The organism is Alishewanella agri BL06 (assembly GCF_000272005.1).
GTDB lineage: Bacteria > Pseudomonadota > Gammaproteobacteria > Enterobacterales > Alteromonadaceae > Alishewanella > Alishewanella agri.
On the sequence record NZ_AKKU01000006.1, the window covers coordinates 1 to 17,276 of the forward strand.

The 17,276-nt window shown below is 46.2% G+C and carries 13 protein-coding genes and 1 pseudogene; 8 read left to right on the plus strand and 6 right to left on the minus strand.

The genetic code is table 11. The features are described 5' to 3' along the window. Positions 1–270: 270 nt before the first annotated feature. On the plus strand, positions 271–1,617 hold the full coding sequence (locus AGRI_RS02650; RefSeq protein WP_008983464.1) for an ABC1 kinase family protein: 1,347 nt from the start codon (positions 271–273) through the stop codon (positions 1,615–1,617). Between the two features lie 224 nt (positions 1,618–1,841). On the opposite strand, the gene AGRI_RS02655 is transcribed toward AGRI_RS02650, so the two are convergent. After that, positions 1,842–3,113 (minus strand): M24 family metallopeptidase, encoded by a 1,272-nt coding sequence (locus AGRI_RS02655; RefSeq protein ID WP_237713012.1) that lies wholly within the window; start codon positions 3,111–3,113, stop codon positions 1,842–1,844. A gap of 187 nt (positions 3,114–3,300) precedes the next feature. Next, a complete protein-coding gene (locus tag AGRI_RS02660; RefSeq protein WP_008983466.1) occupies positions 3,301–4,923 on the minus strand; it encodes a methyl-accepting chemotaxis protein in 1,623 nt (540 codons plus the stop codon). A gap of 236 nt (positions 4,924–5,159) precedes the next feature. Between AGRI_RS02660 and AGRI_RS02665 the strand changes: the two genes are divergently transcribed. Beyond that, positions 5,160–6,668 carry a DNA recombination protein RmuC gene (locus AGRI_RS02665; protein WP_008983467.1) on the plus strand — a complete coding sequence of 503 codons (1,509 nt, stop codon included), beginning with the start codon at positions 5,160–5,162 and terminating at the stop codon, positions 6,666–6,668. 5 nt (positions 6,669–6,673) lie between these two features. Here the strand turns inward: AGRI_RS02665 and AGRI_RS02670 are convergent, their stop codons facing one another. After that, on the minus strand, positions 6,674–7,819 hold the full coding sequence (locus tag AGRI_RS02670; protein ID WP_008983468.1) for a transglycosylase SLT domain-containing protein: 1,146 nt from the start codon (positions 7,817–7,819) through the stop codon (positions 6,674–6,676). Positions 7,820–7,967: 148 nt separating this feature from the next. Here AGRI_RS02670 and AGRI_RS02675 point away from each other — a divergent pair, with 148 nt between their 5' ends. Together AGRI_RS02675 and AGRI_RS02680 are read left to right on the plus strand one after the other, a co-directional pair. Beyond that, positions 7,968–8,606, plus strand: coding sequence for an SOUL family heme-binding protein (locus AGRI_RS02675; protein ID WP_008983469.1), 639 nt, complete (start codon positions 7,968–7,970; stop codon positions 8,604–8,606). 86 nt (positions 8,607–8,692) lie between these two features. Beyond that, positions 8,693–9,454: an MBL fold metallo-hydrolase gene (locus AGRI_RS02680; RefSeq protein WP_008983470.1), complete on the plus strand. Its 762-nt coding sequence runs from the start codon at positions 8,693–8,695 to the stop codon at positions 9,452–9,454. A gap of 138 nt (positions 9,455–9,592) precedes the next feature. On the opposite strand, the gene AGRI_RS02685 is transcribed toward AGRI_RS02680, so the two are convergent. The 3 genes and pseudogenes from AGRI_RS02685 to AGRI_RS16290 all read right to left on the minus strand — a co-directional run. Then, the gene (locus AGRI_RS02685; protein ID WP_008983471.1) at positions 9,593–10,099 is read right to left on the minus strand and encodes a GNAT family N-acetyltransferase; all 507 of its coding nucleotides are present in this window, start codon (positions 10,097–10,099) and stop codon (positions 9,593–9,595) included. Next, positions 10,090–10,356 carry a type II toxin-antitoxin system TacA family antitoxin gene (locus AGRI_RS02690; RefSeq protein WP_008983472.1) on the minus strand — a complete coding sequence of 89 codons (267 nt, stop codon included), beginning with the start codon at positions 10,354–10,356 and terminating at the stop codon, positions 10,090–10,092. The genes AGRI_RS02685 and AGRI_RS02690 overlap by 10 nt, the downstream gene beginning before the upstream one ends. 420 nt (positions 10,357–10,776) lie before the next feature. Continuing rightward, positions 10,777–11,001 (minus strand): annotated as a pseudogene (locus AGRI_RS16290) (BrxR family helix-turn-helix transcriptional regulator); the annotation flags it as partial. A 132-nt stretch (positions 11,002–11,133) separates the two neighbouring features. Here AGRI_RS16290 and AGRI_RS02700 point away from each other — a divergent pair. The 4 genes from AGRI_RS02700 to AGRI_RS02715 all read left to right on the plus strand — a co-directional run bounded on the left by AGRI_RS02700 (position 11,134) and on the right by AGRI_RS02715 (position 17,276). Then, a complete protein-coding gene (locus AGRI_RS02700; protein ID WP_008983474.1) occupies positions 11,134–11,823 on the plus strand; it encodes an SIR2 family NAD-dependent protein deacylase in 690 nt (229 codons plus the stop codon). A 102-nt stretch (positions 11,824–11,925) separates the two neighbouring features. Next, positions 11,926–12,489, plus strand: a complete 564-nt coding sequence (locus AGRI_RS02705) for a hypothetical protein (protein ID WP_008983475.1) — start codon at positions 11,926–11,928, stop codon at positions 12,487–12,489. A gap of 22 nt (positions 12,490–12,511) precedes the next feature. Beyond that, positions 12,512–13,594 carry a hypothetical protein gene (locus AGRI_RS02710; protein WP_008983476.1) on the plus strand — a complete coding sequence of 361 codons (1,083 nt, stop codon included), beginning with the start codon at positions 12,512–12,514 and terminating at the stop codon, positions 13,592–13,594. 277 nt (positions 13,595–13,871) lie between these two features. Then, positions 13,872–17,276, plus strand: a complete 3,405-nt coding sequence (locus tag AGRI_RS02715; protein WP_008983477.1) for a type I restriction endonuclease subunit R — start codon at positions 13,872–13,874, stop codon at positions 17,274–17,276.

Consider the following 17,276-nt stretch of genomic DNA (forward strand, 5'->3'; position numbering starts at 1 on the left):
ACAACTCTCAGACTCCGGTACGCCCGCCGTACCGGAGTCATCCTGCGATAGTGATAGAAAATATTAAGCCAAACGCCACCAAAGACTTATCACAGAGAACTGTAGCAACAATATCAACCGCCAAACAGTGCTACCAGGGTAGCAAGCAGCCGTGAATACAATCCTTTTAATTTAACAAAGTAGTGAGAGGTCGCCGCATACCAAACAATTTGCCGCAACCATTCTGTGACCTTTGCCGTATAACTTATATCTAAGATTTCTGGAAAACGTATGACGCAAAATAACTCAAAAGTACCGGCACATCGCTTATCGCGCTTTGGTAATTTAGCTTCTCTTGCCGGTCGGGTTGCTGGGGGCATGTTGGCAGAAGGCGCGAGGCAGTTGGCTAAGGGGCAGTTGCCAGCAAAAAAAGATTTATTACTGACACCAGCCAATATACAGCGAGTGGCAGATCAGTTAGCACATTTACGTGGTGCTGCAATGAAAATTGGTCAGCTGTTATCAATGGATGCTGGCGAACTTCTACCACCGGCGTTGGCTGAAATTCTTGCCAGGTTACGAGCCAATGCTAATCCAATGCCAGCAAAACAACTGGCTCAAGTGTTACAGCGGGAGTGGGGCGATAACTGGCAGCGTCATTTTGTTGATTTTACCTTTGTTCCTATGGCTGCCGCGTCGATCGGTCAGGTACATCAGGCTTACCATGATAATGGCAAATGTTTAGCGGTGAAAATTCAGTATCCTGGGGTTAGGCAGAGTATTGATAGCGATGTGGATAATGTCGCAGCACTATTGCGGATCAGTGGCTTATTACCCAAAGAGGTTAATTATCAGGGGTTATTAGAAGAGGCGAAAATACAACTAAAACATGAAGCTGACTATTTACTGGAAGCGCGTCATTTAAATCAGTACCGACAGTATTTGATACACAATACTGATTATCGTTTACCTGAAGTACTTACCGAACTCACGACCCAAAATATCCTGGTGATGAGTTATGTTGAAGGCAGTCATATTGAATCCCTTGTTCATGCCAGTCAGGCTGAGCGTGATCGGGTGATGACTTTGTTATTTAGTTTATTCTTTCGGGAATTATTCGAATACCGACTGGTACAAACCGACCCGAACTTTGCAAATTATTTATATGATCACACCCGCCAGCAACTCGTGTTATTAGACTTTGGCGCTTGTCGGGAATATCCTGCAAGCTTTAGTCAGGGTTACCAGCAGCTTTTTAATGCTGCATTACATGATAATCAGGCATCTATGGTGCAAGCGCTGACACAAATTGGCTTTTTTAGCCAGCAGATATTACCTGAACAGAAGCAAGCTGTACTTAACCTGGTGAAATTAGCCTGCGAGCCATTAAAACATGCGGGTGCTTTTGATTTTGGTGTCAGCGATCTGGCAATACGACTACGAGAAGCAGGAACAGCGTTAAGTATGCAACAAAATTATTGGCATACCCCACCGGCCGATGCCATTTTTTTGCACCGAAAAATCGCAGGTTTATATTTGCTCGCCGCACGCTTAAAAGCCAGAGTAAACGTCTGTATATTGCTAACTCCCTACTTAGATTCCCCGACATTATTATCGGTTGCTGACGCGCAGCTATAAGTGAATTGCCATGGTATCTGTTGCTCGGAAAATTCCCGGGTGGTACCAAGAACGAGCAGTGCAAGTGCTGCGTGGTCATGCTGATTAGCCTGACCGCGCATCTTTAACCTGCGCCTCGAATCTAAATGATAAAAACGGAACGCGACGTTAGTAATACCATCAATATGGTGCAAATCCTGAGCTAATTGACGCTCGGCCAGTGACAAATCATTTGGATGGCGTTTCTAACGCACCAGATGCCACTGAGTTTGGCGGCCCGCCAAATAGATCACCTGCTTACCATCAAAGTAAGCACTTTGTTCCAGCATAATTTGGGCAAGCTGGTTTCGCCATTCCGGAATAGCCTGTTTGATATTACCTTCGATAGCATAGGCGGTATTGGCATACAACGGCCAATCACCCTGGACGGGAGTGGTGCTCTGATTATCCCACATGCCGATGGTTGGCCCCGGCGCATGCCCGAAAAAACCCAGCGGATGAGAATAGGTGCTGCTTAGAATACCTGCCGCCTTTGCTTTTTGCTGGGTCGCTTTCAGGATTTCATTGCCGGTGCGCCCGGCGACAAATTGCCTGGTTAGGATATCCTGCCACTGATTGCCGGTAGCCAGAGCTGCTTTTAAACCTTCAGGCACATCTTGTTCATCTGCTTTGAGGACATACGCCATCTCTTGAGTATCGGTGCACAGTTTTAAATAACAAATACCAACGTCAGTATGCAAAATGTCGCCGCGCCGGATAACGCCACTCTGGCCACAAAATGCGGTATCCTGCTCGCAAGTTAAACCTGGTCGTTGCAGGGTAACGTAAGGCATAAACCACACGGGCAACTGCAGCTGGCTAAAGCGCTCCCGTAAATACCAGGCGACGTCTTCAGTGGTGGTAACACCCGGCGTAATGACTTTGCTGCTGAACGCTTCCGCTATCGCGCTTCTGGCCAGACTGACAATGTGTGGATAAATGGCCAACTCAGTGTCGGTTCTTTGTTCAAGCCACCGCACAACAAGCTGTTCTGCCGATACTAAACGATTATGAAAGGGTTGTGGTAACACCGACTTTAACCGACTGTGTAAGGCTGATGTTAAACCGTCTGCAACTGGCCACTCGTCAGAAACATTAATACCAATTCGCTGTGGATCTTTGGCGATTATTAACTCCGCGAGTGCCTGCCATTGTTGCTCCAGACTGCCGCCCTGCCAGGCTGCGGTAAAAGGCGCTCCCAACGGATAGCGGTTTACGGTAAGTTTTTCTACGCTACCATCGGCCAGCCGGTGAAAGATCAACATTGTGGTGCGGCGTGCGGCGAAAGTAGGTTGGGGCACCAACGTAAAGTAAATTGGGTCTTCGGCTTTTTCGCGATTAATCACCAGCCACATATCAAGCTGCTGCTCGGCCATTAGTTTTGGCAACAGCGTATCCAGCCGCTCGAGTAGCAATTGGTTCTCTGGTGCAACGCGCTCGCGTGGTGACAGGATGGCAAAATCATTGACGCTGCTCATCTGCCTGCCTTGAGCAAAACTGGAGTTGGCTTGAGTAGTACTGAAAACAAGATTCAGCAGCACTGCGCTGCATGTTAATAAGACTAATGATTTCATCGGTTAAATACCTGGAATGTCAAAGGCTAGTAGCACGCCCTTGCGCCGGCATAGCAGTGTTAAGCCGCTACCGGCGCAAAAGGCTAGAGTTTTAAATACGAAATTTTTGTACTAATTGATGTAACTGTTCTGCCAATTTGGCTAATTCATTACTCGACGCGCTGGTTTGATTTGCGCCAGCAGAAGTCTGTACCGACAGATCGCGGATATTCACCAGATTCCGATCCACTTCACGTGCTACCGTGGCTTGCTCTTCGGCAGCACTGGCAATGGTAAGGTTTTGTTCGTTAATCTGGACAATCGAGGTTGCGATTTGCTCCAGCGCTTCACCCGCTTCCTGAGCGATTTGACGGGTGCGTTCGGCCTTTTCGGTACTGACTGTAATAGCTTTTACGGTATTAGACGTTTCATGCTGAATAGCCTGCATCATGCTTTCAATTTCTTTTGTTGACTGTTGGGTGCGATGAGCTAGAGCCCTAACCTCATCAGCTACAACGGCAAAGCCGCGTCCGGAGTCACCTGCCCGGGCGGCTTCTATGGCTGCATTTAAGGCCAACAGGTTAGTTTGCTCAGCGATAGCCCGGATCACATCCAGTACCTGACTGATGTCTTTGATTTGATTAGCCAGAGTTTGCACACCGCTACGGGTATTGGTGATTTCCAGCTCCAGCTCGCTTACTGTACTGATGGTATGTTTAACTTTATCTCGTCCGGATTTAGCTTTAGTGTCTGCCAGATCTGAATTTTGCGAGGTCGCCGCTGCATTGCGGGCGACTTCTTCTACTGCTGTGGTCAGTTCAGTTACCGCCGTTGCGGCTTGTTCCAGTTCATCACTTTGGGTATGCAGGATCCTGGTTGATTGCTCGGTAACCACGCTGAGCTCTTCGGCAGTTGTCGACAATTGATTTGACGAGTCATTAATCGCGATGATGGTATGCTTAAGTTGTCGTTGCATAACAGCTAACGAGCGGATCATTTCAGCCATTTCATCCTTATTTTCATCCTGAAACTGGCTAGTCAGATCACCGCTTGCGATGGTTTGGCTAGCGGTAAGCGCCATTTTTATTGGTTTTAGCAAACTGCTGCTAAATATCCAGGCAAATACCACCACCAAGATCACCGCGATAATAATGGCCGTGATCATTAAGGTATTTGATGTTGCGATAATACCTCGGACGTCATCACCAGCACTGGCTGCACGCTGCTGCTGGTAACGTCCTAATTCGTTGAGAGTATCGGTTACCTTAAAGCCGAGCTCGTTGAAACCCTGATGACGAAAACGGTCGGCCTGCACCATATCGCCGGCACGGATATATTCCATCAGGCGGGCATGCTGCGCGTCATACTCGTTGCGGCTACTGGCGATTTGATTAAGTAGTTGCTTGCCATCTGCAGACTCAACAAAACCGGCCATTTTTTGCATATTGGCATTAAAATTATTGTTTAACTCAGTTAACTGATTAATCGCTGTATTACGACCTTGCTCATCGGCAGCATAGATAGCATTTACGGTTTGTAGCCGGGTGAGCAGAAAGTCACGCCTTAACTCACCCACAGTAATAGCGGCAGGCACCCGCATATCAACCAGCGTGTTGACTACCTGGCCGGTGCGGTTAAATTGGCTGATTGCGATAATGCCCAGAATCAGGGTAACCAAACCAAGAATACCGAATGCCAATATTGCACGCTGACCGATTTTAAGTTGTCTGATCATCCAGGCTCCCTCCATATTTTATTAGTCGAAATGAACAACACCAGCCGCGGCAGATGCAGGTAAAGGTTTAGCAGATGTAAAGAAAAAAGTAAACCAATTAGCAGCTTAGCGTAAGCGCTGTCAGAAATCATTAATCTGACTGAAAAGGCGACACTTGCTTAAAACGACACTGGCTTATTTTTTCAGGCGGCTTATCATGAACGCCTCTGGACCAAAAAATACAGGAAGCATTAAAAGTGGCAGAATTAAATACGGGTTTTTACGGTGTGCTGGCTGCGGCTGCATTTGGCGCACTGTTGCTGGGTTATTTATTGGCCAGTGTGCGGTTAAAACAGCAACTAAGTGCTGTTATCACCGAGTCAGGCGAGCGGCAACAGCAGTTAACAACCTGTCAGCAACAGTTGGGGCAGTTACAGCAACAGTATCAATTGGAACAGGAAAAATTACAGCAATTGCGTTTGGTAGAAATCAAGCTCAGCGAGCAGCAGCGTTACAGTGATGCGACCAGTCAACGCTTGCAGCAGCAGTTAACGCAAACGTTAGAGGAATTAAAACAAGCTCAGCTTGAATATCATAACCTGACTAACCGTTACACCCGGCTAAAAACGGAGCTGGATGAGCGTGACGCCAGTCACCAGCGCGAGCTGGTGAACTTTGAAAAGCAAAAACAAAGCTTAGTTGAACAGTTTAAAGCGCTATCCAACGAGATCCTGGACGCGAAAGCACAAAGTTTGCAAGAGAGCAGCAAAACCAGTTTGAACGCGATGTTAAGTCCGTTTCAGCAATCCATCGATGCGTTTAAAAAGGAAGTTCAGGATATTCACCACCGTGAAACGACCGCTCAAGGGGAGTTGAAGAAGGAACTGCAATCGCTAAAAGAGCTGAATCAGCAAATTACGCAGGAGGCACATCAATTATCGACCGCGCTGCGTGGTCAGAAAAAGCTGCAAGGTAACTGGGGTGAACTGGTGCTGGAAAATGTCTTGGATCGCTCAGGTTTACAGCTGGGTAAAGACTACCAACGCGAAGTAAGTTTTAATACTGACGAGGGTAAATTCCGCCCGGATGCAATAGTGTATCTGCCACAGAACAAGCATCTGGTTATCGATGCTAAAGTTTCCCTTAATGCCTACACCCGTTATGTTAATGCTGAGCATGAAGCCGAACGTGCTCAGGCACTAAAAGAGCATGTGCAGGCGATAGCAGGCCGGATCAAAGAGCTTTCAGCCAAAGACTATTTTCGTCTGCCAGGTTTAAACTCGCCAGATATGGTCTTTATGTTTATCCCAATCGAATCGGCCTTTGTTGAGGCACTAAAAGCAGATGAAAACCTGTTTCAACAAGCGATCGAAAATAACATTCTGGTTGCCACGCCAACCACCTTATTAACCAGCCTGAATATTGTGCGCCAGCTGTGGCGCTATGAAGATCAAAATAAACATACTGCGGCGCTGGCGGATAAAGCAGAGGCGGTATTTAAGAAATTAAACAGTTTTCTGGGCAGCTTCGAGAAGATAAAACGGGGCTTAGATACGGCCGGAGCCGCCTATATCGCGGCGGAAAATCAGCTTGTCAGTGGTAGGGGCAATTTGGTGAAACAAGTCTCTGATTTTAAAAATCTGGCGCCCGCGATTAAAGCAGAGTTACCACAGTACTTTGTCGAAAAGGCCGAATTGGAAATTGATTTTATTGCCAATGAGTCTGAACAGACACCAACACAGCCATCGGAATTCTCTGATGATTAACAAGATCAGGGTAAGGCAGTGAGTTGATGAGTGGACAGGCCTGGAAAGGGTTTGGCTTTGCTGTCAGACAGTAACAGTTGCTGGGCAATGCGAATATCGGCGGTGTAATACAGCGACGCAAAGCCCAGCCGGTTGCGGCCAAGATTGTGGAATACCATACCAAAGGCAATATCACCGGCACTAAATTGTTGATGGTTAGCGGCGAAGTAGGTTGCTGGTTTATTTAACTCTGCATCAAGCAACAGCGATCTGACGCGTCCGGGCCCGCCATGGTAAGCCTGGATCAATAATAAGCGATACAGCTGCTCTTGTTTATCCTCCGGCAGATGTCCAAAGGTTGCGGCGAAAACCGGTTGCAACATCCGATGATTGCGTTCGAATAACCAAAGTGCGCAGTCTACTTGCGCAATGCGATGTAATTGTTTATTGGCAGGGACACCACAATCTTTTAGCGCAGTGGGCGTAAGCTGTAAAATACCGCGTGCGTTGGCTTTGGATTTCGCCTCACGCACTCCGCCACTTTCAATAATTAACATACCCGCTAAATCCGGTAGTAAATTTGCCGGCAGTGTAATGCGCTTTTGTTGTACCCGACGCTTATATACGGTTTGTAGTACGTCGTGTAATGAGGCTTGTTTTTTAGGTGTACCAACAGAAATACCATTCCAGTTGCCAGATAAACGGCCATCGGGATGCTGACCCAAGTAGCGGGCTATAGCTCGTGGTAAATCGACATAAGGCTGGTGACAACGGATAGCAAACGGATAACCAACGGAGTTACTGCTGCCGGCAACCCAGGTCGGTACTAAACCTTGCTGAGCTAACTCCTGACGGCTTTGATTAATTTTTACCTGGGTTTGCTGCGAATTAGCCGCATCTTCTACGTATTTCAGCAGGTTGCCCCGCATATCAAACAACAAATGGCGATTCAGGTCGCTGCAATAACCAGAGCGAGTTAGAATAGCGCGCCGCACACTCATCATATTGTCATAAACACCGCGGCTGTCATCGAAGGCTTTGGTGCGCACTACATCGGTCCAGCTGGAAAACGGAGCAACAGCGCTTTGCGATAGCACTGCGGGTGAGAAAACTGAGCAAACCAAGCTAGCCAAGGCCAGGCGACGGCTGCTGTTACGTTTGAAAAACGTCATCTTTGCTCCGGAATAACAAAACTGAAATAGCGCAGAACACATGGCCTGAATCATATTACTGAACCGCCCCTGAATACAATATGCCCGACACTAATCTGTTGGGCGTTTCGCGCGTATAAACTGCAGTAATAGACAGGAAGGATTAGTCATGAAAATTGCTATTTCGATACTAGTCAGCATGTTGTTGATTGGTTGCTCAACATTCGGGCATTCGGAAGTAGAAATTGCGCCTTACACAGTACTTAAAACTGACGAGCAACAGGCAATAGAGGTGCGACGCTATGAACCTATGGTGCTAGTGTCTACCAGTATGGCCGGTGATGGCAGAAATAGTGCTTTTCGCAAATTATTTCGTTACATCTCCGGCGAAAACGAGGGGGCGGCTGATATTGCTATGACAGCTCCGGTGATAATGACAGGGCAGCCTGCCACTGCGGGTACTAAGATCGCGATGACGGCACCCGTGTTTATGTCGGGTAACAGCCAGCAAGCCCGGATGGCCTTTGTAATGCCAAAACATTTTACGCTCGACAGCACGCCCAAGCCGACTAACCCAGATCTGAAGGTAGAGGAAGTGCGCGACTATACCGCCGCTGCTATTCGCTTTAACGGCACCTTATCACGACGCAATGTTCAGCGTTACAGCGAGCAATTACAGGCCTGGATTGCCAGCAATGGCTACAGTGCGGTCAGCGAGCCGGTTGAGGCCGGATATAACGGCCCTTTAACGCTGCCGATGCTTAGGCGGAATGAAATTTTGATCGAGGTTCGTAATACAATAGACTGACATTAGAAAAGTAATTGCTGCTGGAAAATTGCCGCTGCTTTGTGTAATGTCGGACCAGTTGCTAATGCCAGGTTATTCATCTTCTAATGCAGTTACATATTCTTCAAGGCTATATTCAGCATATTTATCTGGTGCAGCATGACAACAGCTTGTTACTGCTCGATGGTTGCAGCCGCGCCGATATCACTACGGTAAGTGATTATATTCAGCAGCAATTAGGCTTGCCGTTGGAGGCGTTAAAGCTGATTATTGTGACCCATATGCATCCTGATCATGCTGGCGGTGCACATAAACTCAGGCGTTTAACCGGCGCCCGCATTGCCAGCCATCCCAAAGCGCGGCGTTGGTATAGTGGTCTGTTGGGCCGTACTGCGCATCTGATTGATGTTAGTCTGACCTGGTGGGTAGCCACCAGGCTGGGTAAGCCAAAACGGCATATTTGGTATAACCCGCTGTTAAAGCCAGACTTGTTATTACTGGACGGGCAGCAGGTACCAGGCTTTGCTGAGTGGCAAGTGCTGTTCACCCCGGGCCATACCGATCATGATTTGTCGTTGCTGCATCTGCCAACCAGGCAGTTGTATATCGCGGACCTAATCGTATCGGTTAAAAAACGGCTGGTACCGCCATATCCGGTGTGTCATCCGAACCAATATAAGCAATCATTGCAGCGGGTGCAGGAGCTTGCACCCAGTCAGATCTATTTTGCCCATCTGCCGGCACGTGCAGCTGAGAGTATCGACTTTGCCGCGATACTAGCGCAGGCACCAACCTTACCAAAAAATCATTGGCACTCGATGAAAAACCGCATCTTGCACACTCTAGGCCGACAAAACCGGTCGCATTAACTGATTGTGAGCGATCTGATCTTTGTGAAGAGCGAACCGGCGACCTTCGGGTTTTTCCGAATTCGACACCGGCGATCCTTATGAGAAAGGTATAAGCCCCAAATGACGACCTTTCTTTGTCTAAGGCGGGATGCTATTTCAGTCAATAGACAATGATTTCTTGATATCGCAGATCCTTGCCATGAGTACTAAAGGATCAAACATTGATTCTTTAAAGCCAAATTTTTTGTAAAACGCTTGCGCACTGTTATCGATAGCATGTACTAAAATTCCGGCACCACCGACAGCATTCATTGCTTGGACAGAGCGAATAATACAATCTTTTAATAAACCTGCTGCAATACCGCGACCTTGATAAGCGCTATCTACCCCAAGCCTTGCTAAAACTACCATTGGAATGGGATCAGGGCTATTTCTTCGTAGTGAGCTAAATGCTTGCTCTCTCGATACTGAGCCCATGGCAATAGCATAGTACCCAACGACCTGTTGAGCCCTTGTTTCATTGACAACATACACTCTCGCGGTTCCTCGCTGTTGGCTCTTCAACGCCTGTTTTCTTAACCACGTATCGAGTTCTTCAATACCACATTGAAAGGTATTAAGCTGATGCCCATCATTCAATAGCGTTGGTGCACTTATTCCCAAGGCGCTCTCCTATTGAACAGATCTTTCATGCCTTCAAGCGTCTGAGGCTCTGCACGAAGTTCATTGTCGAAAGCTTCAAAAGCCTTTGCTTCAAGGGCAAAATCCCGCTGTTCGGCCAGTATGCTATGCGCCTCATTGAGCGCTGCTTGCTGAATAAACACGGTTCTATCTACTTTTTTTAAACTTGCTGCTGCATCAATAATATCCCTCACCGACGGCTGTACTCGCATATTGATTGACGCTGTTTTTGTAGTCATAACACCACCCTGTATATCTATTTAATACACAGTCTAAATGATCTATCTGTGTAGTCAATAGATATACTTTTTTTAGGTTTATCATTCAGCAGCTCAGACGAGATAGCCTTTACTTTCTGAGAGCATACGCCCAATAATCAAGTGGGTTTTCTTTCATCTTAAAGCTCTGGCTGGTTCTTTGGCGGGTTATAAGTTCTTAAATTGCGTAGTCTAGTGGCACACTAAATATTGCCACATGTTTAAAGATAATTTGCTGGGTTCACTAAAAATCGAATGTCTGTAAAGAGGGCATCGCAGAGATTCATTTGTTCGAAATCGCCTGATCTGAACAGCTGCAATTCGCTCAAAGCGCCAATTAGCAGAAGTTTGAACTGAAAAAATTACTAACCCAATAACGCTGCAAGCTTTGTGGCGTGAATTTTTATCTGTGTTGTGATGGCCTGGTTTATTTAACCAATAGGCGTTAATGTCTTTTGATGCCTGCTGGCGCGCAATACCAAAGCTATTACACAAATGATTGGTAGTTAACCGGCCTTCCCACAGTGCGACGATTTCAATCAGCCGGTAACGCATCAGGAGCTCCCAGCGCAGTGGCCAGCCGCTGTCATCCAGGCAGTTTGGTAACTCAGTTTTCAGGTTATGCATCCCAGCTCCTGTCAAATATGTCTGTTTAGTATGCTGAACTGCGACTTATTTTGTCGTGGTAAGAGGTTAGACTGCTGTCATGATTAACTCCATCGTCTGATATAGCGTTTATTTAATGAGCAGGATAGTATAGTGAATCAGCCAGCAACCAAAATCGTGATTATCAGTGGCGCCGGTATCAGTGCTGAGAGTGGCTTAGCGACCTTTCGCGATCCCGATGGCTTATGGCAGCAATATGATCTGGAAGACCTTGCCACCCCACAAGCCTTTGCGCGTAACCCCGCATTAGTTCATCGCTTTTATAATTCGCGGCGCATACAAGCAGCGAAAGCCGAGCCCAATGCAGCGCATTTAGCTATCGCCAAGTTAGAGCAAGCCTTTAATGTGGTGGTAGTAACACAAAATGTTGATGATTTGCATGAGCGGGCAGGGTCGAGCAAGGTTCTTCACCTGCATGGCAAACTTAATGAAGCTCGCAGCAGCAAAAATCCAAATCTGATTGAATTTATCGGTCAGCGCGAATTAAAAGTGGGAGAGCTCGCCGCTGATGGCTCAGCGCTGCGCCCTAATATTGTCTGGTTTGGCGAAGAGGTACCCGCCATGGAGCCTGCCATTAAAGAGATCCAAAGTGCCGATAAAATTTTAGTTGTCGGCACCTCGCTGCAAGTTTACCCAGCCGCGTCACTACTGTTTTATGCGCGCAAGGAAGCGGAAAAAGTCCTGATTAACCTGGAAGCTACCGACAATGATGCTGGCTATCAATTTATACAAGGAAAGGCGGCTACGGAAGTTTCGAAGTTAGTAAAGAAGTGGTTAGGCTGATTGCAAATTAATATCAGTTTCTCTAAAGTTCTAGCTGTTGCTCAGTTCAGCCGGGATAAGAGCATTTAGTAGCCGATATTTCGGGTGTTTAAAAGGATTTAAATGAAAGTCTATAAAATTTATGACGTTTGGATGGCGCTTCGAAAAGCCGGGGCTAACCTGTTAATTTTAAGCGCTATTGCAAGTTTTATTTGCTACCTGTTCGATTTGCTGCAATTTCTGCCGCTGATCCTGATAGTGATCTTAATCCAAAGCACAATTATCTATCGGGCAAATCATCTTTATAAAATTGATCAGGTAACTCAAACCTTTACCTTTCCAGCAAGTGATCTTGAAAACAGTATTCTGGCTATTGTGCTAATGCAGCCATACTGGAATTTGATGCGACGAAAATCGGTACCACTTTCTACAATTGAGAATCTCTATCTGGATACTCAGCGCTGGAGCACTAAGCAGCAAGTCGTTACCGGAACAACTGCCAAAGGGAAGACAAAATTCAAACAAACTACTAAACAGCATGTTCGATATTGCCTGAATGTAGCTGGTGCTTTTGGTTCAGCGAATCTTGATTTTCTAAGTCGTCAAAAGCGCGATGAGGTACGCAACGCGTTACAGCAAAGTGTTAAAAATGCCTCCATAGATAGCAAAGTTTCTGAGATGGCATAATTTTCAAGCAACAAGGATGTTTATGAAAATATTACGTTTTATTGTTTTCGCCATGTTCTTTTGGGGTTCCGGCATTTTCCTGTTGCCACTGGCCTATGATTCGGTATTGTTTTTCGTTCACCAACACGCCAGCGAAGCTATTGCTAGAGTGCATCTGCGTTTTGTACCAGACAAAGAGTTCAATATTCACCTTAAAGCTGCGCTAGAGGAAAATGAAATTGAGCTTGCTAATATTATCCGTGAAATTGGCACAGAGCAGGGTATCGAATTTGAACCCGCTCTTATCAGCCAGCTTGATAAAGAGAATGGTTCCTGGCAAACGGTCTCACGCAACAGTCGTAAGGTTTTAGAGGGAGCTAAAACAGGCGAAATTACTTCAGGATATGCAATGGCTGGTGCTTTGGGTTCTGATCTATTTGGCATATCGGATTTTCGTGATCATGCAAATGAATTGCAAGCTTATCCGGATTACAACTCCTTTAACGTGGGCTTGTCCCTAGTCGGCGTGGTTGGCACCGCACTGACTGTGTCAGCAGTTATTAATGGTGGTAGCAGCGCTTTAGCCGGCGCACCTTTGCGATTTTCCGTTACTACCATAAAAGGAGCCAAAAAAGCCGGTAAATTATCAAAGAAACTTGAGAAGTTTGTCTCAGGTCATCTGGATAACATCGTAGATAAAAATGCCGTTGACGAACTAGCTCTCGCTTTTAAAAAAATCGACATTGACTCAATCAATAAAAAGCAAGCCGATGAATTGCTTGAACTTAGCAAAAAGTCAGTCAACATTAAGGCTCTTGAACCCTTGGCTTCCGGTGTTGATGATCTGCGAGTTATCAGCGGTAGTTCCGGATTTCTGGGACTTTCACGAACCCTAGCTATTGCAGATGACTTTAACGATACCGCCCGCTTGTCAAAACTTGCTAAAGCTACGAAAAACCGCTACGCGGGCTACATCACTCTGGCTCCGAAGTTGGCAAAATCCATCACTAAAGCGCTACGCATACTGCTCGAGGCTATAGCAACCCTTATTAGCGCCCTGATTTGGTTGCTGGGGGTAGTTTGGTACTTCTTCAGCGCAGTAAGGCTAGTTTTCCGGAAGACATAGTTTTTAAGTACTATGAAATTAACAAAAATACGCACAAAGCTTGCAGATTAAGTGCTTATAATCATAATGCTTGTTTTTCATTTAGGAACATTGATTGGCTTAGCACGATTAAAAATTTATCTGCCACTAAAGAGACGTCCAAACTGTACAACCATGACTAATAAGGGTAAATTTAGTAGTAATTGCTAATTCAGGGACGAGCTGATTTGTGCGGCAGTTTACAGTATACAACTTAAGCTAATGCCCAAGCCGACACTAACAGGGAAAAATGCAAAAGATGATATCAACCAATTTTGAATTTTTAAGACCAGAAAACGACAACCTGGCAAACCTGTGCGCCTTAGCTGAAGCAGTGTTGTATATCGATCCGGGTAGCACATTAGTGCGCCTGCGTAGCTTTGCTGAAGAACTCACCAAAACCATTTATAAAGAAGAATTGCTGCCGCGTATGCCGCAGGCAAGTTTTTATGAACTGCTGAAAAGCCCCGTTTTTGAAGATTGTGTAAGTAAATCCCTCATCTACCAAATTAACTTTATAAGGGTTAAAGGCAACGATACCGCCCACGGTGCTGAAGGGGAGATACAAAATGCACAAATGGCGCTGCGTACTGCTCATCAACTGGCCATTTACCTGGCGGTAAAATATTACGGTAAAGATCAAAATCAATTACCCGGCTTTGCCGAGGTGCCAGATCCGAGCAAAACACTTATTCAGCTGCAAAAAACGGTATTTGAGTACGAAAAAGAGCTGAAAAAGCAGCAAGAAGATCTGGAAAAGGTTTTTGAAAAACTGGATGCCGAACGCGCTAAAAATGCCGATAAAATTGGCTTACCGCCTAAACCTGTACTGCAACGGCAGAAGCAGCAAAGCCAGCAAGTGGCTGATAGCCTGCAGTGGAGTGAAGCAAAAACCCGGGCATTAATGATCGATGCCATGCTATTACAAGCGGGTTGGGATGTCTCTGATCCGGAAAAGGTCGGGCAAGAAGTTGAGGTCGACTTTCCCAATAACCCAAGCGGAAAAGGCTTTGTCGATTATGTGTTGTGGGCCGACAACGGCCAGCCATTGGCGGTAGTCGAGGCGAAAAAGTCGGGTAACACCAGTTTACAGGCTGGGCGTGAGCAGGCGCGCATGTATGCAGACTCACTTGAACGAATGGGGTATCAACGGCCGGTTATCTTTTATACCAATGGTTATGAAACCTTTATCTGGGATGATACCCAATATAATACCTACCGGCCGGTATATGGCTTTTATGGCAAAGACAGCCTGGATTATTTGATTTACCAGCGAAACTACCGCGCTGCAGAGTTAGAGCGTTTTAACCCAGATTTAAACATCGCCGATCGGCCTTATCAAATTGAAGCGATAAAAACCGTAGCCGAACATTTTCAGAACCAGCGACGTAAAGCATTAATCATTCAGGCTACTGGCACAGGCAAAACCCGTGTTGCCATTGCTCTGGCAGAATTATTACTTAGAACCGGTTGGGCCAAACGTGTGCTGTTCCTCTGTGATCGCAAAGAGTTACGGGTACAAGCTGACGATGCATTTAAACAAAACTTACCCTCAGAGCCACGCTGTGTCATTGGCGAAACGAATAAAATAGATCAAAGCGCCAGGGTATATATCGCTACTTACCCTGGCATGATGAACCGTTTCGCCCAGCTGGATGTTGGTTTTTTTGATCTGATTATTGCTGATGAGTCACATCGTAGTATTTACAATAAATACCGCGACTTATTCGAGTACTTTGATGCGTTACAGGTTGGCTTAACCGCAACGCCAGTGAAGTTTATTAGCCGCAATACATTTGATATTTTTGATTGCGAAGCCACCGATCCTACCTTTGAGTTTGGCCTGGATGCCGCTATTAATAACGAGCCACCTTATCTGGTGCCGTTTCGGGTAAAAGATCTTACTACGGATTTTTTGCGTGACGGTATTCACTATAGCCAGCTAACTACAGAGCAACAGCGTCAATTAGAAGAAGATTTGGGCGAAGACGAAGCGCGAAAAACAACCATAGCGGGTAAAGATATCGGCCGGAAAATTTTCAGTGAAGATACGGATCGTATCATTCTTGAAAACCTGATCAACAATGGCATCAAAGATGAAACCGGCTCCCTGGTTGGGAAAACCATTATTTTTGCCCAGCGCCAAGACCATGCTGAACATTTAGCCAAGTTATTCTGTGAAAAGTTATATCCACAATATGGCGCAAAGGTTTGCAAGGTTATCCATAACGATATTCCGCATGTTGAAAGTTTAATTAAAGAGTTTAAAAAGGCCGATAACGATTTTCGCATCGCCATTTCGGTAGATATGCTCGATACCGGCATCGACGTACCCGAGGTAGTCAACCTGGTTTTTGCTAAACCGGTTAAAAGCTGGGTGAAGTTCTGGCAAATGATTGGCCGTGGCACTCGGTTGCGGCAAAATTTGTTTGGCCCGGGTAAGCACAAAACAGAATTTCTGATTTTCGACCATTACGGCAACTTTGAGTTTTTCGAGCAGGAATATCAGGAGCCTGAAGATACCGGTGGAAAATCTTTACTACAATCCACCTTCGAAGCACGTTTAACGCTGGCACAGGCGGCATTAAAACATAATCATGCCGAAGCATTTGATGCCGCAGTGGCCTTGTTGCGGGCAGATATCAATGATCTACCCGATAACAGTGTCGCAGTTAGGCGGAAATTGCGTATCGTTCATCAACTACAACAAACCGATTTACTAAACAAGCTGGATGCGAAAACCCTGCATCTGTTGCTAAACGACATTGCTCCCTTAATGTCGGCTCGCGTACTGCGTGATAAGCATGCAACGCAGTTAGATAAATTGATGGCCACTATAGAGCGCTGCATGGTAGAGCAAGCCAGCTGCTTCGCAGATGGCCGCAACGAATTATTAGCTGATCTGGATAAATTGGCCGTCAATATTCAGGCTGTGCGGCAAAAAGATGAAATTATTGCCAAAGTACGCAGTGGCGCATTCTGGCAAAACCCCAGTATTCCTTCGCTAGAACATGTTCGGGAAGAGTTGCGTGGCATTATGAAGTACCGCCAACCAGGCACCGGCCCGTTTTATGAAACTGCCACAACCCGCACCCTGGATGGTGGGATAAAAGAAGCTGTGCGAGAAGTGAAAATTGCTGGTGCAGACGAGGCCATGTTATACCGGCGAAGGCTAAAAACCATTTTAGAGCAAATGATTGCCGCTAACCCGACATTGCAAAAAATCCGTAAAGGCGAGCCTATTGCTGAGCACGAGCTGCAAAGCCTTACCTCAACCATACTCACCAGCCACCCAGGCGTCAGCCTTGAAGTGCTAAACGAGTTTTATGGCAGAACCGCCAAAGAGCTGCATATCACAGTACGGGAAATGATTGGGGTAGATGTGCAAGCCATAGAGGAACACTTTAAACGGTTCCTGCACAGCCACCCGAGCTTAACAGCAAAGCAGGTAAATTTTATGAACCTGCTAAAAACGTATATCGCGCAGCATGGCAGTATTGTCATTGAAAAGCTGTATGACGCCCCCTTTACTGCTGTATCGCACGAGGGTATCGATGGCGTATTTGCTGCTGACGACATTACCGATTTAATTTCTGTGCTTAAACCCTTTATGCAAACTGTACCGCCAATAACATCAAACCAACCTATCGCTTCACAGGAGTGA

What these genes read in the sequence shown, in the direction of transcription:
- AGRI_RS02675 (WP_008983469.1), top strand. Translation starts at nt 7,968, where the DNA reads ATGAAAATTGCTATTTCGATACTAGTCAGCATGTTGTTGATTGGTTGC.
- AGRI_RS02710 (WP_008983476.1), top strand. Translation starts at nt 12,512, where the DNA reads ATGAAAATATTACGTTTTATTGTTTTCGCCATGTTCTTTTGGGGTTCC.
- AGRI_RS02680 (WP_008983470.1), top strand. Translation starts at nt 8,693, where the DNA reads ATGCAGTTACATATTCTTCAAGGCTATATTCAGCATATTTATCTGGTG.
- AGRI_RS02690 (WP_008983472.1), bottom strand. Translation starts at nt 10,356, where the DNA reads ATGACTACAAAAACAGCGTCAATCAATATGCGAGTACAGCCGTCGGTG.
- AGRI_RS02655 (WP_237713012.1), bottom strand. Translation starts at nt 3,113, where the DNA reads ATGAGCAGCGTCAATGATTTTGCCATCCTGTCACCACGCGAGCGCGTT.
- AGRI_RS02650 (WP_008983464.1), top strand. Translation starts at nt 271, where the DNA reads ATGACGCAAAATAACTCAAAAGTACCGGCACATCGCTTATCGCGCTTT.
- AGRI_RS02715 (WP_008983477.1), top strand. Translation starts at nt 13,872, where the DNA reads ATGATATCAACCAATTTTGAATTTTTAAGACCAGAAAACGACAACCTG.
- AGRI_RS02670 (WP_008983468.1), bottom strand. Translation starts at nt 7,819, where the DNA reads ATGACGTTTTTCAAACGTAACAGCAGCCGTCGCCTGGCCTTGGCTAGC.
- AGRI_RS02705 (WP_008983475.1), top strand. Translation starts at nt 11,926, where the DNA reads ATGAAAGTCTATAAAATTTATGACGTTTGGATGGCGCTTCGAAAAGCC.
- AGRI_RS02660 (WP_008983466.1), bottom strand. Translation starts at nt 4,923, where the DNA reads ATGATCAGACAACTTAAAATCGGTCAGCGTGCAATATTGGCATTCGGT.